The organism is Streptomyces sp. NPDC088254 (genome assembly GCF_044740925.1).
In the GTDB taxonomy this organism is placed as follows: Bacteria; Actinomycetota; Actinomycetes; order Streptomycetales; family Streptomycetaceae; genus Streptomyces.
Genome location: NZ_JBIURQ010000012.1, coordinates 131591 through 155347, shown reverse-complemented (window position 1 = coordinate 155347; position 23757 = coordinate 131591). Strand labels below are relative to the sequence as shown.

Here is a 23757-nt window from a genome sequence, read left to right as displayed (position 1 = left end):
TCCGGGTAACGCCCTCTCGCCCCGTACGTCGGCCGACGCCCGGCGCCCGCCGGACGTACCGGGCCCTGCTCATCGTGGCTGTGGCGTTCGCCCTCTCTCTCCTCGCCGGCGCGACCCCGGCCTCCGCACACGCCGTGTTCAGGAGCAGCGACCCCCGCGAGGGCGTCGTCCTGAAGACCGCGCCACGACAGATCACGGTGACCTTCGACGAAGCCGTCACCCTCGTCGAGAACTCCGTCCGCGTCCTCGACCCCGACAACCGCCCTGCGACCGCGGGTGATCCGGAGCACGCCCACGGACAGGGCAACACTGCCCGCGTCCGCCTCGCCGGAGGGCTTGGCCAGGGCACTTACACCGTCTCCTGGCGGGTGGTGTCGGCGGACGGCCACGCCGTGACCGGGGCCTTCACCTTCTCCGTCGGCAAACGATCGCCCGCCAGGCCCGCCGCCACCGCGCAGCCGGCCGTACCCAGGGCCACGAGCGCCCTGAACGAAGTGGCCCGCTACATCGCCTACGCCGGACTGGCCCTGCTCATCGGCATCGCCGTGTTCGTCCTGGCCTGCTGGCCGACGGACACCGCCCGGCAAGCCGTACGCAGACTGTTCGTGACCGGCTGGTGGGCGCTGACGCTGTCCACCCTGGCCTTGGCGCTGCTCCGCGGACCCTACGACAGCGGCGAAGGACTGGGCGCAGTCTTCGACGCGCGGTCGCTGCGCGGCACGATGGAGACACGATCAGGAGTCGCCCTGCTGGTGCGGCTGGTGCTGCTGCTCGTCTTGGCCGTGCTCGTCCGAAACCGGAGGGTCCGGGAAGGGGCCGGCGGGCTCGGGAAGGTGGCAGGTGTCCTGTTCGCCCTGGCCCTGACAGCGACCTGGGTCGTGGCCGAGCATGCCGCGGTCGGTGTCCAGGTCCCCGTGGCGGTCGTCTCCACTGCACTTCACCTGCTCGCGATGGCGGTGTGGCTGGGCGGGCTGGCCGCCCTGCTCACCATCCTGTACCGGGCGCCGGAGGACGATCCGCTCCCTCCCGCCGCGGTCTCCCGTTTCTCCCGGCTGGCGTTCGTCTCGGTGGCGGTTCTCGCCGCCACCGGCGTCTACCAGTCCTGGCGCGGGCTGGGGTCCTGGGACGCGCTGCTGTACACCGGGTACGGCCGGACGCTGTCGCTCAAGGTGTGGACCGTGCTGGTCGTACTGGCTGTGGCCGCGCAGTCACGGCGCTGGACCGGACGGCTGCTCACGGAGCCCGAGCCGGAGCGGGCGCCGATCGCGGTGGCCGGCCCGGAGGTGGACGAGCCATCCGGCACCGTCCCGTCCAGGGCCGGAGCTGCGACGGAGCGATCAGCGCAGCGGCGCGGGCTGCGCCGGTGCGTCCTGGCCGAGGTGGCGGTCGGCATGGTGGTCCTGATGCTCACCACGATGCTGACCGGGACCCAGACCGGACGGGCGGCCGAGGAGTCGGCGGCCCTGGCGGTTCTCGTGCCCGGTCAGCCCACTCAGTCCTTGTCGATGGTCCCCTTCGACACCGGCAGTCAGACCATGGGCCCCCTGGGGAGCGGCACAGTGCAGATCGTCCTGGAACCCGGGCGGGTCGGCCGCAACGCAGTCCAGGCGGTCGTCTACGGCGCAGACGGCGGGCTCGCACCTGTGCCCGAACTGCGTCTTGCCTTCACCCTGGCCTCGCAGGGCGTGGGCCCCCTGGATGCGGCACTCGTGGACGAGCGCGGCTACTGGGGAAGTGACAGTCTCACCCTGCCCACGGAAGGGACGTGGACGATGCGGGTCACTGTACGAGTGTCGGAGGTCGACCAGGTCACCGTGGAGCACCAGGTGGACATCGGACCCTGACAACCCCTCGTCCCGTCTTCTTCCCTTGCGCAGAAGGTGCGCGGAGTGTCCGGGTCCTCCCGGGCGGGAGCAGGTGGCGAGGCCCCCGCGGTCGTCCATGGGTGCCTGACTCAGGGGCTCGTCCGGTGTGGGCCATAGCCAGGCAGGTGCCTTGACACGCAGCGTGGCGTTCTGGCCGGCGTCTTCCGGTTTCGTGGAGGACCCCGGCTCTCGGCGACGGGTGACCGTATGGGCGACGTGGCGCTGGTCGAAGTCGGTTGTTCGGATGGCGGACCGGGCGCTGCGCATGCAGGAATCGCTCGAATCTGCGACGTGGGGGCCGTCGGGGAAGAGAGCTGACACCTGGCGGGATCGCGTCGCCGGAGCGGTGCGCGCCTCGGGGTGACGACTCGATCGAGCGCAAGGGGTCTGGCCGACCGTTTCCACCCGCTCTCTGCGGGCAGCCGGACGCCCCCTGCCGGGGCGGTGACATCTGCTGGCCTGAAGAGGACGATCACGCCGACAGGACGACAGCCTTCGCAGGGTGGTTGATGCCGATCTTTACCCTGTGCAAAGATGAGGGCGTGGAAGCGCTACTGGCGCTTCCTGGTGCGCCGGGAAGTCTGGTCGGCAACTGTCGCCGAGCCGATCCGGAAAAGCCGATGCCACCATCTCAGCCCGACCCCCAGGATGACGAGGCAGTCGATGCCGCGCCGGTGGGCGGCCATGAGTCGAACCTGCCGCACGAGCCCCATGGAGCGGCTTCATCGTCGAGGCTGTCCGTCCGCCGGGAGAGCGGAGGACGCCTTCCGCCGCGACTGGAGTTGCACCTCGCGGGAGAGCTCGATGCCGACACCGCGCATGCCCTCCGAGAACATCTGGCCATACTCGCCGCCCACTCCACTGGCGGCTTGCTGGTGCTGAACCTGTCGGGCATCACATTCTGCGACCACCCGGGCCTCTACACCCTGCTGGGCATTCGCCGGACACTCCCCCTGGCCGGTATCGACGTTCAGTTCACCCGGGCCAGCGGAGCGCTCAGGGCCGCCGCGGAGCGGGCGGGTCTGACCGCCCAGCTCGCTTTGGGAGGCACGTCCTGAGCGTGCGGTCCAGATCACGCCTCCCCCTCACCGGCCCGGGAAGCCCGTCACCCCCCTCACTCCGCCCGAGGGAGTGCCGACCGAGACCCATGCCCCCCGGCCGACTGGCACTCCGGGGCGAGGATTGTGACGCACGCCACACCGCCTCATGCAAAATTTGCCTGCTGCAATGATCCGGGATCTCCGCACATCCGTATCTCTTGTCGTCCGCACTCCTCTCGCCCGGAGGCACCCATGCCCACATCGCGCAGCAAGATCGGAACGGTCTTCGTGGTCGGCGCTCTCGGCCTGACCCTCAGCGCTCTCGCCTACCCGGCCATGCTCGGCATCCAGACCACATCGAGCGACACTTCCCGCATCATCGCCAACACCCAGTTCGGCCCTCTGACGGAGGCCGACCGCGACTTCGTCGTCAAGGTCCGCGCGGCGGGCCTATGGGAGTACCCCCTGGGAGAAATGGCCATGGAGAAGGGCTCGACGCCGGAGATGAAGGAAGCCGGCAAACACCTGATCGTCGGGCACGCCGGTCTGGACGCGATGTGCCTCAAGATCGCGCCCATGCTGAACGTCACGCTGCCCAATCAGGCCAGTCCGCAACAGCAGCAGTTCGTGGCGACGTCGGCGGCGGAGTCAGGCAGGCAGTTCGACAGCACCGCCGCCAACATCATGCGCGTCACCCACGGCCAGATCTTCCCGGTCATCGCGAAGATCCGTGCGACCACCAGGAACACCCTGGTCCGTCAGCTCGCCGACCTCGCCAACGACACCGTCCTGGACCACAGCACCGTCCTGGAGAACACCGGCGTGATCAACAGCGAACTGGTCAACTTCCAGCAGTCCACCCCGCCCAAGCTCCCGAAGGACCAGCTCACCCCGCCCCCACCCCAGCCCGGCGCCCCCATCATCGTCCTCGCCGCCCGACCCGACCTCAACATCAACACTTCGTCCCCGACGCCCAGTCCGTCAGCCGGATGACCATTCGGCGCCGGCGCCGTTCCGTCGACCAGCAGACGGGACGGTCATCCGGTACGAGCGCACGACCGCCACGACCGTCGACGCGGCGAGAACGGCCGCCCACCCGGTCAGGCCGAGCAACGCACGCAACTTCCCTGCCCCCGCTCCGACACCGCGCTGCGGCACCCGCCCCCGCGGGTCCTGGACGACGGCAAGGACGTCCCCGGGGCGGGTGGCCTGCCCACAGCCACCCCAGACTCGCCCTGCAGCGGCACCCCACCCCCGTCGGCCATGGAGCAGAGACAGCGGCCACGGCCGCCCCGCACCGCCCCCTCGTGCCGCACCGACGTCACAACCACGGACTGCACCCGCCCCTGCTCAGCCAGTACGACGCCGGCGGCGGTCGGCGGCGCCTGCGCCCCGAGGCAAGCCGCGAGGCAAGCCGCGAGCACGGCGACGGCGCCCACCAGCGCCCGGCCCGCCCGCACCACGATCAGACGGACAATGAGCGCGAGCGCACACACCAGGCCGACCGCACCGTCGGCCAGCCCCGGGCACCCCGTCCAGGCCCCGAAGACGGACGTGCCGACGATGCTCCCGACGGCCAGCGCCGCCGCGAGAACGCCCTCCCCGACCAGCCACCACGGGGGGGGGGGGGAGGCCATGAACTCGGCATGCCCCCGGACCGTGCCACGCAGATACCCCGTCGGTCGGGGCTCCACATCGCGGGGCGATCGACGCCACCAGCGCATGCGCCACTCACCCTGTTCCGGTGCGGCGAACCGCGCTCGCACTTTCTTTGCACTCTCTTTGCGTTATGCAATAGATTGAGGAGACCGTGAAGGGCGGGCCAGTCCGTCATTCGGCCGGAGCAGCGCCATGGGGGGTCACGCCTCTCGGACCGCTGCCCCGTCCGCCCCCCAGCCGAGCGGATGCGATTCCGGTCCGTCCGCGTCGGGCGCGGGCGGCTCCCCTCCGGCCTCGTTGAAGGCTCCGAGGGCCTCGACGAGCGCCAGCCGCTGCGTCGGCCTGAGCCGCGCGACGATCGCGGCGATCTCCTCACGCCGCCGGGCGGTGACCTCCTCGACGGTGCGTCTTCCCTCATCGGTGAGCTGCAGCAGGGTCTCGCGGCGGTTGCCCGGGTTGGTCTGGCGGTCGGCGAGCCCTGCGACGATGAGCCGGTCCACCATGCGCATGGCCGTCGACGGTGCCACCTGAAGCAGTTCGGCGAGTACGACGAGCTTGGTCGCCCCGCGGCTGGAGAGCACGACGAGCATCCGGAACTGCGCGAGGGTCACTCTCTCCTCGACCGCGGCGAGCGAGCGGGCGGAGACGGCCACCAGCAACCGGGACGCGGTCAGCACCGCTCGGGTGACCTCGTCGACATCGTCCATGGCCCCCACGGGGCTCTCGTGCTGCGGCATACATCCTTTCTATCGCGCCGAAGCACCTGCTCACTCACGCGTCGCGAACAGATTTTCCCTTCCCATGACCATGGAAGCGCAGCAGGAGCATGGCCGCGTCGTCGTGCGGAGGGCCTGCCGCATGCCCCATCAGATCCTCCCGCAGGGCTTCGAGGGCCAGCTGCGCGTCGGGGTCCTTGAGCAGGTGCGCACGGTCGGCGAGCGGGTAGAAGGCCCCCTGTTCGTCCCGGGCCTCGCTGACGCCGTCGGTGTACAGCAGGAGTTGGGCTCCGGGCTGGAAGTCCACCCGGTACGGCTCGGGCCCTGCGGCCCCGTGGACACCCAGACCGAGCGGCAGCGCGTAGACGGGCGGCTGCGGGAAGCCCACTGTGCCGTCGTGCCGTATGACCATGGGAGGCGGATGACCATAGTTCAGGAAGACTGCCCCGCCGGCCGAGCCGATCTCGGCGAGGACGGCGGTGACGAACTTCTCACCCTCCAGCTCACGGGCCACGCTGCGCTCCAGCCGCTCCCCCAGCCCCACCAGGTCGCTCTCGTCGTGGGCCGCCTCCCGGAAGGCGCCGAGCACCACGGCAGCCGTCTCCACCGCGGCCAGCCCCTTGCCCTGGACATCACCCACGATGACCCGGACACCGTGCGGAGAGGCGACCACCTCGTACAGATCCCCGCCGATGCGCGCCTCCGCAACGGCGGAGGTGTAGGAGACCGCCGCCTGCAGCGGGCCGGCCGTCCTTGGCACCGGGCGCAGCAGCACCCGCTGGGCCACCTCCGCGATCGACCGCACGCTGGCCAGTTCTGCCTCGCGCCGCGAGCGCATCACGGCGGCCGCGACGCCCGCGCCCGTGACGCCGGCCACCGAGATCAGGGCGGTGAACCCGCGGCGTCCGTCGAAAAGTCCGTCGTATAGCCCGAGAGCCAGGCAGAGCACCAGCGCCAGCCCGCCGATCAGTGCAGTTCGCCGCCAGCCTCCGACCAGCCCGGCGAAGGCGGGCCCGAGCGAGACCAACGGCAGGAACCCCACCCCGGATCCCGCCACCACGTCCGCCGCGGCCACCACGCCCATCGCGATCACAGGCAACCAGGACAGGAGCCGGGATCCGGACGCCGGCCGGGTCATGATCATGGACGTCCTTCCGAGTGGTCGTGGTGCGCGAAAGCGGCCTTCTCCCTCCGCAGGCGCGCTTCTCGTATTTAGACTATGCAATGGTTGTTCTGCTGAAGCGGCGCCCACACCGGCCCTTTACACAATCGAGGCCGAAGCACTGGCACTCCGACGACACCCGGAAGGCGACGATGCCCCACAGAGGAACCCATGGCACCCGCCCTCAGCTCCCTACCGGCTGGCGACGCCTGGTCGCGCGCGCACCTCTCCTCCTCTTCCGCGCCGGACTCGGGCCGGTTCTCGGCAAGCGGTTCCTTCTCCTGCACCACGTCGGCCGCACGACGGGCCTTGACCGCCACGTCGTCCTCGAAGTCGTGGCGCACGAGAGCCTGCACCCCGGCTGGACCGTCGCCTCCGGCTTCGGCAATGGCTCGGACTGGTACCGCAACCTGCGCGCTCATCCGAAGACGGTCATCCAGGTCGGCAACCGCTACCACGCCGTCACCGCCCGCTTCCTCTCCCCCGACGACGGCGCCCAGATCATGGCGGACTACGCCCGCAGGCATCCCCGTACCGCCCGCCGCCTCTGCGCGTTCCTGGGCCTGCCCACCGACGGCACCGAGACGTCGTTCCGCGACGCGGGCCGGGACATACCGTTCGTCCGCCTCGAAGCCGCCGACGGACACCACCCGCACAGCCGCAGACGTGGGTGACGCCCTGGCCGCAGACTTGCAAGGAGCCGTATCCGGCCACGCCTTACTCTCGCGAGGCGGCGACGATCCCCCCGAACCGGGCGACGCGTTCCCCACTTCGCGCACACGACGCTGTCGGTCCACTGCGCCTCGAGCACCGGTGAGGCCGCACGACAAAGCCGCACACGGACTGGCGCACTTGTTTTGCATTGTGCAATGATTGCAGGGGGGAGCCGAGCCGACGACCGGCCGCCGCTTCGGCGCTCGGGAGTGAAGCTGCCACGGTTGATGCGGCACGGAGCGGGGCGCTGGTCGTCGGCAGGCCCCCCGGATTACGCCAGCAGGGAGACGGACGAGCACTGTGACTGCCCGAGAGCCCACAGGCCCCACCGATCCCGAGAGCATCTGGCTGAAGTTCCTCAACGACAGCGAAGAAGCCATCCGGCGCTCCGCACCGCGGGAACCCTCCACACAGGAACGGCTGTTCCTGCGCGGCAGCGCCCCTGTCCGCCAAGCCGACTCCGTCGGTGACGTCCGGCAACCGGACCACGACTGGCCCGGACCGGCATGGCAGGACCTGAGTACCCGGGAAAGGGTCCGCAGGGGGCTCCGCGCCCTCGGCGCGGTCGCCGCCGTCGTCGCGCTGCTGGGAATCTTCTCCTGGCTGCCCCGGGGCGCGCCAGGCCTCTCCGAGGAAGAGAACACCCCCACCGCAGGGCAGTCGGAGAACATCTTCGAGCCGCCGACGACCGAGGGCGCTTCCCTCCCGCGGTGAAACGGGCACGGGCCGGCCCCTTCCGCGTCGTGGTGATGCTCGTCGTCATCACCGCGCTCGCCTCGGCGCTGCTGGACAACGTCACCACGGTGCTGCTCATCGCTCCCCTGACGTGGTGTGCGACCGGCGAGGTGCTGACCGAGGTCGAGTGGCCCATCCTCGCCTTCTTCGCCGGACTGTTCATCATGATCGGCGGTCTGATCGGGACGGGCGTGAACGGCGAGATCTCCAAGTCCCTCGCCGAGGCCATCGGCGACAGCGAACTCGGCGGCTCCATGCTGCTGCTGGGCGCCTCGGCGGTGCTGTCCGGCAATGTCGACCACATCCCCCACGTCGCCACCGCGCCCCGATCACCGCAGACCTCGTGCACAACATGGGTGGTAACCCCGACCACGTCATGTGGTGGGCGCTGGCCATCGGCGCGGACCTCGGCGGCAACGCCACCGCCGTTGGCGCCGGCGTCGTCGTGCTCGGCATCGCCGAACGCAACCGCCGGCCCATCAGCTTCTGGCAGTTCACCAGGACGGCCTCGTCGTCACCGTCGTCACCGTGGCCCTCTCCGCCCTCTACGTGTGGCCTGCGCACTTCGCCCTCGCCTGACCGGAGGCGGCACACGCCATGCCCCTGCTCCCGCCACCCACCAGCACCATGACGAGGACCAGACACATGATCGTGGCCAGTGACGGCGCGCTCGCCCAACGGTCTGCTTGTGGTGCCGCTGTACGACGACGGCTTCGCCACCGCCGCCTCTACCGCCCCCTGCGCGCCGCCCATGTTCTGCGCCAAGCCGCCAAAACTGCTGAGCGCGGACTGACGGCCCACGGGCCGCTGATCCGGGGCCGGGGGGAGCATGCTCCCTCGCCTGTCGCGGGAGTCTGCTCGGGCCGCACCCGGCTGAGCGCGGCCCGAGAGATGAACGGGCTTTCAGGTCATTCGGCGGTTCCCCCTTCAGCCGGCAGTCCTGCTCGGCGTCGTCTGCGAACGGCGACGACTCCTCCGCCTGCGATCACGGCGACGGCCCCGGCGAGAACGGTGGTCGCGGTGGTGCGTCCGAGGCCCAGGATGGTGTCTGCCCCGCCGGTGTCCGGAGCCGGCAGGCTCAGATCGGCGCAGGCGGACGGGGGCTCGACGGGCTTGGCGCCGTCCACGACTTCGAACTGGAACGCGCTGGTCTGAGGGTCTCCGTCGCCTGCGATGACCGTGTAGGTGAGAGTGACGACACCCACGGGCAGCGGGGAGACCGCGGCGCACGCGGTGCCGCCGTCGGCGACGACCGGCGCTCCCACCGGGACAGTCGTGCCGCCGGCTGCGACCATTCCGATCTTCGGCGGGACGCCGGACTTCAGGTCTTTGAAGGTCAGCGCGACGACGTCGGTCCCGGCCGCGACCTTGGCGCCTGGTGCCGGTGTGGCGTTCTCGAGTGCGGTGTGGGCGTACGCGGGTGTGCCGCCGAGAAGCAACAGCACACCCGCGCACCCGAGCGGTCCTGCCGCCGCCCTCAGAAGTCGAAGTCCGCGCATGCGATCCGGTTGTCCTGTGCCTCGCTGGGGTGTACGACGATCGCGACCGCGTCCTCGCCGGTCTTGCGGGAGTTGTTCACCGTCGTCATGCCCATACCGGTCTTGTCGGCGGTGAACATCAGATGGACCTCGTTGGGGGGCGTCGTCGCACCGCCCTTCTCGAACTGGAAGTGCTCGCCGCCGTTCCCGGCGGAGCAGTGCTGGGCGTGCAGGTGCGCCATATAGGAGGCCCCGGGCTTCAGTCCGGTCAGGGACACGGTCACGGTGGTGCCCTTCGAACCCTGTGCGAGCCAGGCGGTGCCCTCGACCCCGTCCATGCCCGGCGGGCGGGTGTCCAGCAGCTTGAAGGCAGCCTTGACGACGGTGGCTCCGGCGACCTTGTCGGCGGGGGTGGCGGACGGGTCCCCCATGTCCGTCCTGGACATCCCCTCCATGTCCTCCATCCCCTTGGCCGAGGACGAGGCGGGAGCGGACGAACCGGTCTGTGCGGAGGCGCGATCGGCCGAGTCCCCGCCGCAGCCGGACAGCAGGACGGCCGCGGCGGCGAGGAGGGCGCCGAGTGCGGCGGGACGAAGCCGCCCGACGCGCGGCCGGTGTGTGCACATATCACTGGACATGGGTACGGGCGTGGGCAGGTGCTGATGCATGACGGAGCACTTCCGTTCGATGAGCGGACGGCGGCACACGCCGGACGTAGGGCGCGCTGGGGCCGCGGTGGACAGGCCGACGCACGTGTACGGGCACGTCGGACACGCGTCTGCCCCGGCCCTGCCGCTTGGTGCCGGAACGGGGTTCAGGACCGCACGACGGACATCGGGCCGAAGGACGGACGAACGAGTGTCTTACCGAACGGCGGCGGTCCTCGGCGCACAACGGCGTGTCTCAGCACCGCAGGAGTGGTCCGCGAGGTCTCCGGCCAGCCCGTGGCCGTCCTTGCTGACGTCGCAGCCCGGTCCAGGGCGGGGTGTGTGAGCAGGCGGCGGATCCGTCGCAGCGGCGCGAACAGCAGCACGGCGAGGGCACGGCCCAGTTGACGGGCCGCCAGTTCACCCCGCCACAGCCACAGTCCGCACACCACTGCGGCGAGCAGATGCGCCAGGAGCATCCCGGCGGTGCCCTGCCGCTCGATGGCGGACTCGAGCGGCAGGGCGGAGACCGCGCCCGCCGCCTCGGCCGATCCCCTGGCCATGACCGAACCCGAGTGGTGCATGTGCGTGGCCATGCCGGATGAGGAGAGCATCAACCCGTGGCCGTCAGTCGGGATGTGTCCGGCCGACGAGCCGGCCTCGGGCCCGCGGACGATCGCGTGGGCGAGGCCGAACAGAAGGTGCAGGAACCCCTGGGCGGCTGCTGTGGCGCCCACCACGGCAGCGGCGCCGCAGTCCCTGGAGGTCAGCCACCAGCCCTGCGTGGTCGTCGCGACGATCGCCAGGAACACGGCCCACCAGGGCAACACGTCTCCGGACATCACGGTATGCCCCAGGGTCGTGGTCACCACGCACACGGCCGCGAAGACCCCGGCCCGCGTCAGACGCGGGGCGACGGCACCGCAGCACCTGCGGGACATCCGAACAACAACTCCTCGAACCAGTGAACTTCCCACTCCATACGGACGAGGTGCCGCCCGCGTTCACTGACTGGGCGATGAGTGCACGGCCTGCACTCCATCGCACCGAAGACGCTGAAGCGGTTGCCGGCCGGGAGATCACCGTCATGGCAATCACTGTCGCGTGTGTGGTCGCCACCCACGACCTCGCCATCGGCGTGGTCGTCGGCTCGATCACCGCGGTGGTCGTCTTCGCCGAGCGGCTCGCCCACCTCGCCGAGGTCACCGCAGTCACCGACTGCCGCCACGCCACGGTCGTCCACCGGGTCACGGGCAAGGTGTTCTTCGCCTCCTCCACCGACCTCGTCGGCCAGTTCGCCTACACAGGCGACCCCGACACGGTCGTCATCGGCCTTGTCCGCCGCCCACATCTGGGACGCCTCCTCCGTCGCCGCCCTGGACGCCCAAGTACGCCCAGCGCGGCAAGAGCATCGAGATCATCCGTCCCACACGTCGACCGCCGCGATGCGAACCCTGTGGGCGCCTCGATATGGTCCCACCGACCGGGAGACCCGACTCGCAGACCAGCTGAGGCAGGCGCACGCCGAAGGCGAAGGCGAAGGCGAAGGATGCGTTGCCCCGGGGATGTGAGGACAAGCCGCCGGAAGGCCGCGGTGTGTGATCCCTCTCCGCGGCCGTCGATTTCTTTCCCGGTCCCCGCAGGTCATCAACTCCATCAGCGCCGGCGCCCCCTCGATCTCCCCTCCGGCACCTCCACCGGCGGTGTCAGCAGCTCGGCGGGATCGCGGATCTCGTCCGGCCAGCGCATCGCGTGCAACACGATCGCCTCCGCGCGCACCCGCAGCAGGCCGAGACTTCGCGGTCCGGCCAGGCGTACTCGGCGACCGCGACCTTCGACGAGCAGGTGCCCCAGGCAGTGCACAGCAGCGCGCGCCAGGGCAGCCGGGCGGCAAGGAGCGGCCCGTACGCAATCACGGCGAGGGCCACCACGACCGCGGCGGGGGTGCCGGGAACGTCATGCGGCACCCCATGCGCATACAGCTGCGGCCGGCTGACATGAAGGCTTCCGTAACGGCGGTTTTCCAGGACAGCGCCGATCACAGCCGCCGTCGTTTCCCCCCGCATCCCGGACCGCCGCCGAGTTCTCCGGGCGAACGGAAGTTCTTACGAGAAGCTGACGCAGGACCGAAACATCTTCGCCACACCCGCCCCACAGGCAACTCTGGCTCTGCACGTCACCGACCGGCGGTGGCGACGAGGTGCAAGGAGTCAGGCGTGAGCAGGCATACCAGGCGCAGGTCGAAGTCGCAGATCCGGATGACCGTCGCCGGGGCCGGCATCCTCGCGTCGGCGGCGGTCGCGACGACGGTGGCCATCGCCTCGGCGGGGGAAGTCCCCCGCGCGCACGACGGCGCGACGACGAAGAGCGCCAAAGCGGGAGCCGACCACGCCGTCTTCGTCCAGGGCAACGAACTCACCGGAAACACCATCCACGTCTTCCAGCGCGGCGACGACGGCAAGCTGACCCCCGCGGGCACCTACCCGACCGGCGGCAAGGGCGGCGACCAGGTCGACGCGCCCACCGACTCCCTCGCCTCCCAGGGCTCACTCGTCTACGACCGCGGCTCGCATCTGCTGCTGGCAGTCAACGCGGGCAGCGGCACCGTGACCTCGTTCCGGGTCAAGGGACAGAAACTGACGGACCGGCGGGTGGTGCGCTCGGGCGGGGACTTCCCTTCGTCCATCGCGGTGTCCGGCAACCTCGCCTACGTCATGAACGCGGGTGGCACGGGCAGCGTCCAGGGCTTCAAGATCACGGGCAACGGCCTCGAGCCGCTCGCCGGTTCACACCGCTCCCTGAAGCTGAAGAACGACAAGGTGCCGTTGTTCAGCAGCTCGCCCGGCCAGGTCGCGTTCACCCCGGGCGGCCGGGAGCTGGTCGTCACCACGAAGTCGACCAACACCATCGAGGTGTTCCCGATGCGGCGCGACGGACGCCCCGCGCACCAGGCGAAGGTCAACGACTCGGCCGGCGGCGTGCCGTTCGCGATCACCTTCGACAAGGCGGGCCGGATGCTGGTCGCCGAGGCCGAGAAATCAACGGTCAGTACGTACAAGGTTCTCGCCGACGGCAGCCTCAAGGTCGTCCAGAAGCCCCTGGCCAACGGTCAGAACACGCTGTGCTGGCTGGAGCGCGCCGGCGACTTCTTCTACGGCGGCAACACCGGCAACTCCACCGTCACCGGCTACCGCACCGACCGCCACGGCAGGCTCGCCCTCACCGACGAGATCGGCATAGCCACACCGCCGTCAGCCATGTCCCAGGGTGTCATCGACCTGGCCGTGACTTTGGACGAGAAGTTCCTGTACGTACAGAACGGCACCTCCGGCACGGTCGACGGCTTCCGCATCGGCAGGAACGGCTCCCTCACCAAGGTCACGACGGCCACCGGACTCCCCCCCTTCACCGAGTCCGGCATGGAGGGCATAGCCGCGGTGTGAAGAAGCGGCCACCGCGGTTCGGCGCCCCGGAGACTCCTCTCCGGGGCGCCGAACTCGTTCCGACGTAGCAAGGAGTCCTCGACGTCTGTCATTTGTCCCGCAGCCGAAACAAGCCATGCGGGCCGGACGCGCCCAGCCGGCTGGAACACGGCGGGACGCACAGTCACGACGGCGAGCGGAGTGCGCGTGGTCGTCAGACGCGGAGTCACCCGGTCCCAGAAGGGCACAGGTCGTCGAAGCGGACCACGCTGACATCGTCCGCAGGGCGCAGCCCGAGCGACGCCGCCGCCCGATCGATGTGCAGCCTCTGATGGTTGCTGCCGACGAGGACCGCCGGCGTGCGGTCGGCGGCGCCGGCAGCTCCAGAGCCTGCTGGTGCCCGAGGCAGTGGGTGAAGTCGTCATAGCGCGCAAGGCCCGGATCACACGGGATCCCGGCTTCTTCCAGCGCCACGCGGAGGATGCCGAGGCGGCGCAGCTCCTCGTGCCGGGCGGGGTCAGTCCGGACGCGGTTCAGTTCTTACGTGTCCATGACGCGCCACGAGAACAGCTGCCGAGCGCCGACCGCTCAGGTGAGGCTGGGGCATCCGGGCGGCGAGTGAAACGCGTCGCCGCCGGGCCAGGAACCACGTTGTCAGATCAGGAGTTCTCATGCGAGCAGATCACAGGCGCGGCCGAAGCCGCCGCAACGCCATCATGGCGGTCACGGCGCTCCTGGCAGGGGGCGGTGGGCTCGTAGCCGTGAACTACGCCGCCAACGCGTCCGACGTCACCGCCAGTGCTCCTACGACGCGGTCAGCCCAGACGATCAGCTGTCCGGACGTGAAGGGCAAGCTGCCGGCCGTCCCCCAGCAGGCACAGGCCGAGGTGGACCGGAACCTGCAGTTGCTGGACCGCCAGATCGCGGAGGCCGACCAGCGGCTGGTCGACACTCGTGGGCAAGGGGGTCCGAACTTCGTGCAGAACGCGATCCTCGGCCCTCTGACAGGCAAGAGGAAGGCGACCATCGACCGGATCGCCATCGCCATCGGGCGGTCGGCCGCCAGGCCCGCGGGGCTGGACGCTCTCGCCATCTGCAGCCTCGGTCTCGACGCACCCGGGACCCGGACACCCGGGGCCGGGCCCGCGAGCCAGAGCCCCGGCGGCTCCCAGGGCGCGGGGGGCAACACCGGACAGCAGGGAAACGGCTCCGGCGCCGCAGCACAGAGCGACGACGGGCCCACCGCGGCCGACTTCGTGGACATCACGAAGGTGGCCCCGAACGTGCGCAAGGTCCGCAGGCAGGCCGGGGCCTCGACCGGAGCCTTCACCTCCCGATGCGGAGTCAACAAGCAGGGACAGCACAACTCGGACAACGACATCGTGGCTCCCGGCGTCAGCAACGGCGCCCACCACGTCCACGACTACGTGGGCAACCGCAGGGTGGACTTCACCTCGACCAACGAGTCCCTGAGCGCCCAGGGCACTTCCTGCACCAACGGCGACCAGTCCGCGTACTACTGGCCCGTCCTGCGGGACACCACCCGTCAGGGTCCCGACGCCAACGCCCTCGGCGGCGGCGCCGAGGGCAACAAGGGAGCCATCCTGGTGCCCAGGACCGTCACGATCACCTACCAGGGCAGCCCCACCGGCAAGGTCGTGGCGATGCCCCGCTTCCTGCGGATCATCACCGGTGACGCCAAGGCGTTCACCAACGGGACCAAGAACGCCAACGCCCACTGGAGCTGTACCGGCTTCGAGAACCGGGTTCAGCTCACCGACAAGTACCCGATCTGTCCCCGAGGCAGCAAGGTGGTGCGCAGCTTCGCCTTCCAGAGCTGCTGGGACGGCAGGAACACCGACAGCGCCGACCACCGCAGCCATGTCGCCTTCGCCGACGCCGACGGCAAATGCGCACGCGGTTTCAAGGCCATCCCACAGCTGACGATGAGGCTCACCTACAAGACCCCTGCAGCACCGCACTTCGCCGTCGACGGTTTCCAGGGACAGCAGCACAACGCCATCACCGACCACAACGACTTCATCAACGTGATGACCGACCGACTCATGAAACAGGCGGTCTCCTGCATCAACTCAGGGCGTCGCTGCGGCTGACCCGGCCGACCGGCCGCCACTCCCCCGACCCGCCGGCCCCAAGCCGTCGGCTGGAGACGCCATCCGTCCACCTGGCTGGTGAAAGTCCTGCTCTGGCCTCGCCGCAAGATCGGCGAGGCCATCGGCGTGCGGACACGGTCACCGTCTGCGCAAGACCCTCGCCCACCGGAGCAAGCCGACGGGGTCCTCACGTGTCACCAGCAATCACGGGCATGTCACCACCCCGCGGACGCTGTCGCGCCCCAAGGCCCTGACCTGGACTTACGCACCCGCCATGAGCTCACTGTGCTGCCGAACCTGGCACTTGCGTGCTGAGAGGCCACCCATCCGCCTGATGCCTCATCAGGTAAGTCAGCACTGATCAGCCGGTTGCGGGCGGTGACCGCGTCGGTGGGCCGGACTCGCGAGGATGTCGCGGCGGTGTTCCAGGCGCCGCTCAAGGCGGTGGACAACTTGGTGGGCGAGGTGGCTGGCAGGCGGACGCGAGGCTACGTCACGCTCAGCAACCACCGCGCCTCACGGGCGGGCTCAGTCCGCGAGGTCGGGCTTGCCGAACAGGACCGCGTAACTGGAGGGGAGCTGGCTGATGATCTGATTCAGCTCTCCGCCGGTGACAGCGTCGGCGACGGTGGTCAGGACGGCGCCGGCGTCCCACTGCGCCGTACGAGGTCGGGCATGGGTACGCTCGGCGACCCGGCGGTAGAACTCCTCGATCCCGAAACTTCGCGCCTGCTGCGGCGTGGCATGGTCCAGGACTTGTCCCAGCGGGCCGGGCAGCTGGGATGCGAGGTCCTTGACCTCTCCCGGGCTGATCCGTTGGGCCAGCACTTCCAGCACGGCGTTGGTGACGTCCGCGGCTTCATCCTGGTCCTTGTATTCGCCTCGCTCGCGCACACGGGCGAGGAATCCGTCGTATTTCATGGCTTACTTCCTTCTGCCTCGGTCACCGTGCTGCGCAAGCGCCCTGAGCCCCAGGAACGGCCGCTCACCGCCTGCTCGATCGGTCGCCGCTCGTCGGGCCGGCTTCTTGTGCCGGCCGCCCACCGTCAGGCGGGCCTGGTTCGAGCCCGCGTACGCCACAGCAACGGTGGGGAGACGCGTAGCGCGTCTCCCCACCGTGAGGGGTGTGGCGCCCCGCCGACCCGGCCGCAGTGCCGGTGGGCGCCCGGAACCGCGGCGCTCGCGTCTCAGCCGCTGCTCTCGGTACTTTCACTCGAGTCGGTGATCTCGACGTGTCGCGGCTTCGCGACGTCGGCCTTGGGGACGGTGATGCTGAGCACTCCGTCCTTCATCTCCGCCTTGATCTTGTGAGTGTCCAGTTCTCCGGGCAGCCGCAAACGGTATTCGAAGGCTCCGACGCGGCGGGTGCTGCGGCGCAGGACCCCCTTGCGTTCCCGCTCCTTGATCTCTCCGGTGACCACGAGTTCCGGACCGTTGGCCTCTACGTCAATGTCCTTGCTCTTCACACCGGGGAGTTCGATCTCTATGTGGAACGCGTCCTCGGACTCCGACACGTCCGCGAGGGGCGTCCACGCAACCGCGGGCGCCGCACCCACCGTCGACTCCAGCAGGCCGCTCATCTGGCTGAGCAGTTCGTCGAACTCGACCAGGGGATTGACAGGGGTGGTTGCCCAGACGGGCCTTTCCTGCAGGCCGCCACCGCGGTGGCGCCGGACGGGCATGGCCATAGCCATCGCCTCCTTCGTCCTTCTCGTGTTCTCGTCGTCCGCCATTCGTCATGCGAGCCATGCGGACTCCTTGTGACGTATGCGTGGGGAGACGTCCGAGCGGCCCGCGACAGCTGACGTGCCCGTGGTGCCGGGTGCGGCCGAGTGCCCCAGGTGCCGGTGCACGAAGTGGATGGCCATCGCACCCTCACCGGCCGCGGAGGCCACCCGCTTCACCGAGCCGCTACGGACGTCTCCTACCGCGAAGACCCCGGGCAGGCTGGCCTCCAGGGTCATGCACGCGCGCCCGCGGCCGTGCCACACCTCGGGACGGGCGCAGGCTTCCTGGGCCTCCGGCCCGGTGAGGACGAAGCCGCGGGAGTCGAGGGCGATGGTGTCGGCGAGCCACTCGGTGTGAGGTTCGGCGCCGGTGAAGACGAACAGGCTCCGTACCGCGAGCCGGCGGTGCCCGCCCGTGCGGTTGTCGACCACGTCGAGCTCCTCCAGCACTTCCTGGCCGATGACCTCGGCGACCTCGGTGTGCAGCGCGACCTCCACCCGCGGATGGCGCTCGACCTGGTCGACCAGGTAGCGGGACATGTTGGCCTCGAGGCTTGCCCCTCGGACCAGCAGGTGCACCTTCGGCGCGTACCCGGCGAGGAACAGCACCGCCTGGCCCGCCGAGTTGCCTCCGCCGACGACGGCCACCGGGTCGGTGCGGCACTGCTGGGCCTCGTAGACGGTCGCCGAGTAGTGGACGCTCGTTCCCTCCAGGCGTTCGATGCCGGGCACCTGGAGCCGGCGGTAGCGGGCGCCCATGGCCAGGACGACGGCGCGGGCGGCGATCTCGCTGCCGTCGGCGAACGCCACCACGTAGTGGTCGTCGTCCTTGGGATGGAGACCGGTCGCCTCCAGCGGAAGGCTGATCCCGGCGCCGAACTTGTCGGCCTGCAGCACGGCGCGTTCGGTGAGTTCGGCACCGGAGATGCCGGAGGGGAAACCGAGCAGATTCTCGATCCGGGACGACGTGCCGGCCTGGCCGCCGGTGGCCATCGCCTCCACCACCGTGGTGCTCAGGCCCTCGGAGGCGGCGTACACCGCGGCAGCGAGGCCGGCGGGTCCGGAGCCCACGATGAGGACGTCGCCGTGGCGGTTTCCGGCGGGCAGGGACGGCAGGCCGATGAGCCGGGCCAGTTCCGCGTTGCTGGGGTTGCGCAGCAGGGTGGTGTCCCGCCAGATGACAAGTGGTGTCTCCGCCGGGTCGACGCCGAAGCGGCGCAGCAGTTCCTCGGCCTCCTCGTCGGTCTCCAGGTCGATCCAGCGGTGCGGCAGCCGGTTGCGGACGGCGAACTCGCGCAGCCGCCTGGTGTCGGGCGAGTAGCGCGAGCCGACGATGCGGAAGCCGGCGCCCTGTCCGACGAGCAGCGCGCGACGGCCGAGACAGGCGCGCAGCACGACGTCCCCGATGCTGGAGTCGTGGGACACCAGGCGGCGCAACTGGTCCAAGGAGACGACGAGGACTTCACCCGGCTCCCTGACGACAGCGGTGTAGAAGGCCACCTGTCCGTGCAGCAGCCCGAGTTCGCCGATGAAGCGACCGGGGCCGTGCACGCGCAGCAAGTGCTCCTCGGGAGTGCCGTAGTTCTCGACGACGGCGACGGAACCGCTGAGGACGACGAAGAACGTCTCGCAGCGCTCCCCCTCCCGGATCAGCACGTCGTTCGGAGCCGTGCTCCGGCGTTGCCCGTGCTCCGTCAGACGTGCTATCTGGTCCTCCGTGAGGCGCGGGTACGCCCCGTAGATGTCCGGGGTCTCCCAGAAGGCGGCCTCGTCCGTTTTCCCCTGCATGGGTTCTTCGCCCGGCAGCGACTGGTCGCCGGACATCAGACGAACGCCTCGTGAACGTAGCACCAGCGCCAGTCCTCGCCGGGCTGGAACGACTGCACGATCGGATGAGCGTCGGCAGCTGCGTGCCTGCGCGCGTGCTTGTTCGGCGAGGAGTCGCAGCAGCCGACGTGGCCGCAGGTCAGGCAGAGCCTCAGGTGGACCCACGGGGAGCCGAGCACCAGACACTCCTGACACCCTTCAGGGGTCAGCGGCTGGACCGGCCGGACAAGCGCGAGGTGGGGGTCTGCATGCAGGGTCATCCGGATCACCCTTTCCGGGCGGTGATCGACTGTTCCACCCACTGGCGCAGGGCGGGTGCGGGCGCCGCCCCCGCCTGCCGGGCGACCGTCTCGCCCCGGTCGAGGATCAGCAGGGTCGGTACGGCCTGGACCCCGAAACGCTGCGACAGTCGCGGGTTCTTGTCGACGTCGACCTTGACGAGTTTGATTCGGCCGGCGAGATCGGTGGCGACCTTCTCCAGTGCGGGGCTGACCATGCGGCAGGGGCCGCACCAGGTGGCCCACAGGTCGACCACGACGGGGACGTCGGCCCGCTCGGCGACCTCGGTGAAGTCGTCGTCGCCCGCGTCCACCATCCACGGCAGAGGCTGCTTGCAGTGGCCGCACTTGGGGCGGCCCTCCGCGGCCACGGGCACCCGGTTGGTGCGCCCGCAGTGGGGACATCTGACGGTCGTCGCCTGGATCGTGCTCATGCCGCCCGCGCTCCTTTCATGTCCTCGGGCTGGTCGAAGGTGACCACCAGCTCTCCATGTTCGGCGTCGATGCGGACCGTCGCGCCGTCCTGGACGTCACCGCGCAGCAGGGCGCGCCCGACCATCGTCTCGACCTCATGGGAGATGTAACGCCGCAGCGGCCGGGCCCCGTACACCGGGTCGTAGCCCTGGTGGGCGATCAACTCACGGGCCGCATCGGTGAGTTCGACCGTGATGCGGCGTTCGGCGAGGCGGCGGCGCAGTTCGTCGAACTGCAGCTCCACGATCCGCTCGATCTGCCGCTCGCCGAGCGGCTTGAACAGCACGATGTCGTCGACACGGTTGAGGAACTCCGGGCGGAAGTGCCCGCGCAGCTCGCCCATCACCAGGGCGCGGGCGTCCGGCTTGATCTCGCCCTCGGCGGTGACGCCGTCGAGGAGGTGCTCGGAGCCGATGTTGGACGTCATGATGATCACGGTGTTGCGGAAATCGACCGTTCGGCCCTGGGAGTCGGTGATGCGGCCGTCGTCGAGGACCTGCAGCAGGGTGTTGAAGACATCGGTGTGCGCCTTCTCGATCTCGTCGAACAGCACGACCGAGTACGGCTTGCGGCGTACGGCCTCGGTGAGCTGGCCGCCTTCCTCGTAGCCCACGTATCCGGGTGGCGCGCCCATGAGCCGGCTGACGGTGTGCCGCTCCTGGTACTCGCTCATGTCGAGGCGGACCATGTTGTCCTCGGAGTCGAACAGGGCTGCCGCGAGGGTCTTGGCCAGCTCGGTCTTCCCGACGCCGGTGGGGCCGAGGAAGATGAACGAGCCGATGGGGCGGCGTGGGTCACGGATGCCGGAGCGGGCGCGGATGATGGCGTCGGCGACGAGTTTGACGGCCTCGTCCTGGCCGATGACGCGCTCGCGCAGGATCTCGTCGAGGCGCAGCAGCTTCTCGCGTTCGCCCTCCTGGAGACGGGCGACGGGGATGCCGGTCCAGGCTGCGACGATCTCGGCGATCTCCTCCTCGGTGACGACCTCGCGCAGCAGCCGGTTCTGTCCTTGTTTGGCGGCCAGTTGCTCCTCCTCCGCGGCGAGCCGGCGCTCCAGGTCCTGGAGGCGGCCGTAGCGGAGTTCGGCGGCGCGGTTGAGGTCGTAGGCGCGTTCGGCCTCCTCCGCCTCGTGGCGGACCTGCTCCAGTTCCTGACGCAGCTCCTGGACGCGGCGGATGGCCTGTCGCTCGGCCTCCCACTGGGCGCGTTTGGCGTCGGCCTCGCCACGCAGGTCGGCCAGTTCCCTGCGCAGCTCCTCCAGGCGGGCCTTGCTGGCGGGGTCGGTCTCCTTGGACAGGGCGGCTTCCTCGATCTCCAGGCGGGTGACGCGGCGGGTGATCTCGTCGAGTTCGGCGGGCATCGAGTCGATCTCGGTACGCAGCCGGGCGCACGCCTCGTCGACGAGGTCGATGGCCTTGTCGGGCAGGAACCGGTCGGTGATGTAGCGGTGGCTGAGGGTGGCCGCGGAGACCAGTGCGGTGTCCTGGATCTTCACGCCGTGGAAGACCTCGAGGCGTTCGCGCAGTCCGCGCAGGATGGAGATGGTGTCCTCCACGCTCGGCTCGTCGACCAGCACCTGCTGGAAGCGGCGTTCGAGGGCGGCGTCCTTCTCGATGTGCTTGCGGTACTCGTCGAGGGTGGTGGCGCCGATCATGTGGAGTTCGCCGCGGGCGAGCATCGGCTTGAGCATGTTGCCCGCGTCCATGGCCCCTTCGGCGGCGCCCGCGCCGACGACGGTGTGGAGTTCGTCGACGAAGAGCAGGATGCGTCCCTGGGCGGCCTTCACCTCGGACAGCACGGCCTTGAGCCGTTCCTCGAACTCGCCGCGGTACTTGGCGCCGGCGACCAGGGAGCCCATGTCGAGAGCGAACACCGTCTTGTCGCGCAGGCCCTCGGGGACGTCGCCGCGGACGATGCGCTGGGCCAGGCCCTCGACGATGGCGGTCTTGCCGACGCCGGGATCGCCGATGAGGACGGGGTTGTTCTTGGTCTTGCGGCTGAGGATCTGGGTGACGCGGCGGATCTCCGCATCACGGCCGATGACCGGGTCCAGCCGCCCGGACCGAGCCTCCAGGACCAGGTCGCGGCCGTACTTCTCCAGAGCCTCATAGGCCACTTCGGGGTTGGCGGAGGTGACGCGCTGGTTGCCGCGGATCTGGGTGAGCGCGCTCAGGAACGAATCCCGGGTCACGCCGTGCTCCTTGAGCAGGCGTCCGGCGGCGGTCGCCGAGCCCTCCTCGGCCAGGGCGAGCAGGAGGTGCTCCACGGACACGTACTCGTCCTTGAGGCGTTTGGCCTCCCGCTCGGCGGCATCGAGCAGGCGGGACAGACGCTGAGTGACGAAGACCTGGCCGGGTGCCGCGCCGGGACCGGTGACCTTCGGGCGGCGGGAGAGTTCCCCGCGCACGGCCGCGCGCAGCGCATTCGGCTCGGCGCCGGCCTGTTGCAGCAACCGTGGGATCAGACCGTCCTCCTGATCGAGAAGCGCGAGCAGCAGGTGTTCCCCGTCGACCTCGGTCTGCCCCATGCCGACGGCCGCGCTCTGGGCCTCCTGGAGGGCTTCCTGGGACTTCTGGGTGAGACGGTTCATGTCCATGGGGGTGTTTCCCTCCTCGTGCCGGCGCGGCGCAGGGCGGCTTCGAGCATGCTGATGCGGTCCAGCAGGTCGAGCACCAGGCCGATGGATGTGTAGTTGAGGCACAGCCCGGTGCGCAGCCGCTGGACGCGGGCGAGGGCGGCCGGCGCCGTGGGTTCGAACACCAGCCCTCCGGAGGCGTCGCGCTCGGCCTCGACCAGGCCCAGAGCGACGAACCGGCGGATGAGGTCGGGATGGACGCCGGAGCGGCGGGCCACGGTCTGCAGAGAGAGCCTGGGCACCGGCACGAGCGCGTACCGGACGCGCGTCGGCGCGGGAGCTGTCGGCCGAGACGCCTGGCGCGCCCCGGCGCGTGGGTCACTCATCGTGTCCTCCTGGGGTCGAACGAGGAGACTGCGGCGAGCTCCTCGAAGAGTGCGCGCTCCCGGTCGCTGAGCCCGGACGGCACCATGATCCGGAGCTCGGCGTAGAGGTCGCCGTTCGTGCCGCGCGGGTTCGGCATGCCCTCACCGCGCAGCCGCAGCCGCCGGCCGCTGGACGAGCCCGCGGGCACGCTCACCTTCGCCGTCGCCCCGCTCGGCGTGGGCACCGGAACCGTGGCACCCAGCGCGGCCTCCCAGGGTGTGACCGGAAGCTCCACGTACACGTCCCGGCCGTCGAGGCGGAACTGGGGGTGCGGCTGGATCCGCACCCGCAGGTACAGGTCCCCCGCGGGGGCGTCACCGCTGCCCCGCCCGCCCTCGCCCGCCAGCCGGATACGCTGCCCGTCGGTGACACCCGGTGGCACGTCGACCTCGTACCGCCGCGGCTGCCCCGTGGGACCGGCGAGCGTGACGGTGCGACGGCCTCCCCGGTAGGCCTCCTCGACGGTGAGCGGCAGTTCGGCCTCCTGGTCGGCTCCGGGGACACGCATCCGTCCGGCGCCCCCGAAGAACGAGCCGAACAGGTCCTCGACGTCGACGCCCTCCGCGCCGAAGCCGCTGGTGGCGTACCGGACCCGGGGGCCGTCCCCGGTGGACCAGCGGAAGCCGCCGCCGGGTCCCGCGCCGGCACCGACCCGCTCCTCCCAGTCCTCGGGAACCTTCCGGAAGTCCTCGCCGAAGCGGTCGTATCGGGCCCGCTGGTCGGGCTCGGACAGGACACTGAAGGCCTCGTTGATCTCCTTGAACCGCTCCTCCGCCTCGGGGTCCTTGTTGACGTCCGGGTGGTACCTGCGGGCCAGCTTGCGGTACGCCCGCTGGATCTCGTCCTTGTCGGCGTCTCGCGGGACCCCGAGAACCTCGTAGAAGTCGCGTGCCATGGC

The 23757-nt window shown here is 70.2% G+C and carries 22 protein-coding genes and 1 pseudogene; 10 read left to right on the top strand and 13 right to left on the bottom strand.

The annotated features are described in order from the left end of the window. Window positions 1-74 precede the first annotated feature (74 nt). From ACIOC0_RS31735 to ACIOC0_RS31725, 3 genes are all read left to right on the top strand, one after another. Window positions 75-1844, top strand: coding sequence for a copper resistance CopC/CopD family protein (locus ACIOC0_RS31735; protein WP_402159189.1), 1770 nt, complete (start codon window positions 75-77; stop codon window positions 1842-1844). A 530-nt stretch (window positions 1845-2374) separates the two neighbouring features. After that, on the top strand, window positions 2375-2923 hold the full coding sequence (locus ACIOC0_RS31730) for an STAS domain-containing protein (protein ID WP_402159188.1): 549 nt from the start codon (window positions 2375-2377) through the stop codon (window positions 2921-2923). Between the two features lie 234 nt (window positions 2924-3157). After that, the gene (locus tag ACIOC0_RS31725; RefSeq protein WP_402159187.1) at window positions 3158-3898 is read left to right on the top strand and encodes a DUF4142 domain-containing protein; all 741 of its coding nucleotides are present in this window, start codon (window positions 3158-3160) and stop codon (window positions 3896-3898) included. A gap of 866 nt (window positions 3899-4764) precedes the next feature. On the opposite strand, the gene ACIOC0_RS31720 is transcribed toward ACIOC0_RS31725, so the two are convergent. Both ACIOC0_RS31720 and ACIOC0_RS31715 read right to left on the bottom strand, forming a co-directional pair. Further along, window positions 4765-5301, bottom strand: coding sequence for a MarR family winged helix-turn-helix transcriptional regulator (locus ACIOC0_RS31720; RefSeq protein ID WP_402159186.1), 537 nt, complete (start codon window positions 5299-5301; stop codon window positions 4765-4767). Between the two features lie 34 nt (window positions 5302-5335). Continuing rightward, window positions 5336-6424, bottom strand: coding sequence for a PP2C family protein-serine/threonine phosphatase (locus ACIOC0_RS31715; RefSeq protein ID WP_402159185.1), 1089 nt, complete (start codon window positions 6422-6424; stop codon window positions 5336-5338). Window positions 6425-6594: 170 nt separating this feature from the next. Between ACIOC0_RS31715 and ACIOC0_RS31710 the strand changes: the two genes are divergently transcribed. The 4 genes from ACIOC0_RS31710 (at window position 6595) to ACIOC0_RS31695 (ending at window position 8684) form a co-directional block, all read left to right on the top strand. Then, window positions 6595-7116, top strand: coding sequence for a nitroreductase family deazaflavin-dependent oxidoreductase (locus tag ACIOC0_RS31710; protein WP_402159184.1), 522 nt, complete (start codon window positions 6595-6597; stop codon window positions 7114-7116). 340 nt (window positions 7117-7456) lie between these two features. Next, window positions 7457-7870 (top strand): hypothetical protein, encoded by a 414-nt coding sequence (locus ACIOC0_RS31705; protein WP_402159183.1) that lies wholly within the window; start codon window positions 7457-7459, stop codon window positions 7868-7870. Window positions 7871-7905: 35 nt separating this feature from the next. Then, window positions 7906-8553: an SLC13 family permease gene (locus ACIOC0_RS31700; RefSeq protein WP_402159342.1), complete on the top strand. Its 648-nt coding sequence runs from the start codon at window positions 7906-7908 to the stop codon at window positions 8551-8553. Then, entirely contained in the window at window positions 8550-8684 is a 135-nt protein-coding gene (locus ACIOC0_RS31695) for a hypothetical protein (RefSeq protein ID WP_402159182.1), read from the top strand. Before ACIOC0_RS31700 ends, ACIOC0_RS31695 begins: the two co-directional genes overlap by 4 nt. Window positions 8685-8799: 115 nt before the next feature. Here ACIOC0_RS31695 and ACIOC0_RS31690 read toward each other — a convergent pair whose 3' ends face one another. The 3 genes from ACIOC0_RS31690 to ACIOC0_RS31680 form a co-directional block, all read right to left on the bottom strand. Beyond that, complete coding sequence (locus ACIOC0_RS31690; RefSeq protein WP_402159181.1) at window positions 8800-9336, bottom strand: copper resistance protein CopC; 537 nt, start codon at window positions 9334-9336, stop codon at window positions 8800-8802. A gap of 32 nt (window positions 9337-9368) precedes the next feature. Beyond that, the gene (locus ACIOC0_RS31685) at window positions 9369-10007 is read right to left on the bottom strand and encodes a superoxide dismutase family protein (RefSeq protein WP_402159180.1); all 639 of its coding nucleotides are present in this window, start codon (window positions 10005-10007) and stop codon (window positions 9369-9371) included. 176 nt (window positions 10008-10183) lie between these two features. After that, window positions 10184-10957 (bottom strand): hypothetical protein, encoded by a 774-nt coding sequence (locus ACIOC0_RS31680; RefSeq protein ID WP_402159179.1) that lies wholly within the window; start codon window positions 10955-10957, stop codon window positions 10184-10186. A 93-nt stretch (window positions 10958-11050) separates the two neighbouring features. On the opposite strand from ACIOC0_RS31680, the pseudogene ACIOC0_RS31675 reads away from it, so the two are divergent. The 3 genes and pseudogenes from ACIOC0_RS31675 to ACIOC0_RS31665 all read left to right on the top strand — a co-directional run. After that, window positions 11051-11528 (top strand): annotated as a pseudogene (locus ACIOC0_RS31675) (hypothetical protein); the annotation flags it as partial. A 704-nt stretch (window positions 11529-12232) separates the two neighbouring features. Beyond that, complete coding sequence (locus ACIOC0_RS31670) at window positions 12233-13459, top strand: lactonase family protein (protein ID WP_402159178.1); 1227 nt, start codon at window positions 12233-12235, stop codon at window positions 13457-13459. A 650-nt stretch (window positions 13460-14109) separates the two neighbouring features. Then, window positions 14110-15552, top strand: coding sequence for a DUF1996 domain-containing protein (locus ACIOC0_RS31665; protein WP_402159177.1), 1443 nt, complete (start codon window positions 14110-14112; stop codon window positions 15550-15552). 528 nt (window positions 15553-16080) lie between these two features. Here the strand turns inward: ACIOC0_RS31665 and ACIOC0_RS31660 are convergent. The 8 genes from ACIOC0_RS31660 to ACIOC0_RS31625 form a co-directional block, all read right to left on the bottom strand. Continuing rightward, window positions 16081-16473, bottom strand: coding sequence for a DUF2267 domain-containing protein (locus ACIOC0_RS31660; RefSeq protein ID WP_402159176.1), 393 nt, complete (start codon window positions 16471-16473; stop codon window positions 16081-16083). Window positions 16474-16739: 266 nt separating this feature from the next. After that, window positions 16740-17240, bottom strand: a complete 501-nt coding sequence (locus tag ACIOC0_RS31655; RefSeq protein ID WP_402159341.1) for an Hsp20/alpha crystallin family protein — start codon at window positions 17238-17240, stop codon at window positions 16740-16742. Window positions 17241-17288: 48 nt separating this feature from the next. After that, window positions 17289-19103: an FAD-dependent oxidoreductase gene (locus ACIOC0_RS31650; protein WP_402159175.1), complete on the bottom strand. Its 1815-nt coding sequence runs from the start codon at window positions 19101-19103 to the stop codon at window positions 17289-17291. Continuing rightward, on the bottom strand, window positions 19103-19366 hold the full coding sequence (locus tag ACIOC0_RS31645) for a UBP-type zinc finger domain-containing protein (protein ID WP_402159174.1): 264 nt from the start codon (window positions 19364-19366) through the stop codon (window positions 19103-19105). The genes ACIOC0_RS31650 and ACIOC0_RS31645 overlap by 1 nt, the downstream gene beginning before the upstream one ends. A 5-nt stretch (window positions 19367-19371) precedes the next feature. Next, window positions 19372-19818, bottom strand: a complete 447-nt coding sequence (gene trxA / locus ACIOC0_RS31640) for a thioredoxin (protein ID WP_402159173.1) — start codon at window positions 19816-19818, stop codon at window positions 19372-19374. Next, a complete protein-coding gene (gene clpB / locus ACIOC0_RS31635; protein WP_402159172.1) occupies window positions 19815-22454 on the bottom strand; it encodes an ATP-dependent chaperone ClpB in 2640 nt (879 codons plus the stop codon). Before clpB ends, trxA begins: the two co-directional genes overlap by 4 nt. Then, window positions 22445-22819: a chaperone modulator CbpM gene (locus ACIOC0_RS31630; protein ID WP_402159171.1), complete on the bottom strand. Its 375-nt coding sequence runs from the start codon at window positions 22817-22819 to the stop codon at window positions 22445-22447. The genes clpB and ACIOC0_RS31630 overlap by 10 nt, the downstream gene beginning before the upstream one ends. Continuing rightward, window positions 22816-23754 carry a DnaJ C-terminal domain-containing protein gene (locus tag ACIOC0_RS31625; RefSeq protein ID WP_402159170.1) on the bottom strand — a complete coding sequence of 313 codons (939 nt, stop codon included), beginning with the start codon at window positions 23752-23754 and terminating at the stop codon, window positions 22816-22818. The genes ACIOC0_RS31630 and ACIOC0_RS31625 overlap by 4 nt, the downstream gene beginning before the upstream one ends. Window positions 23755-23757 lie beyond the last annotated feature (3 nt).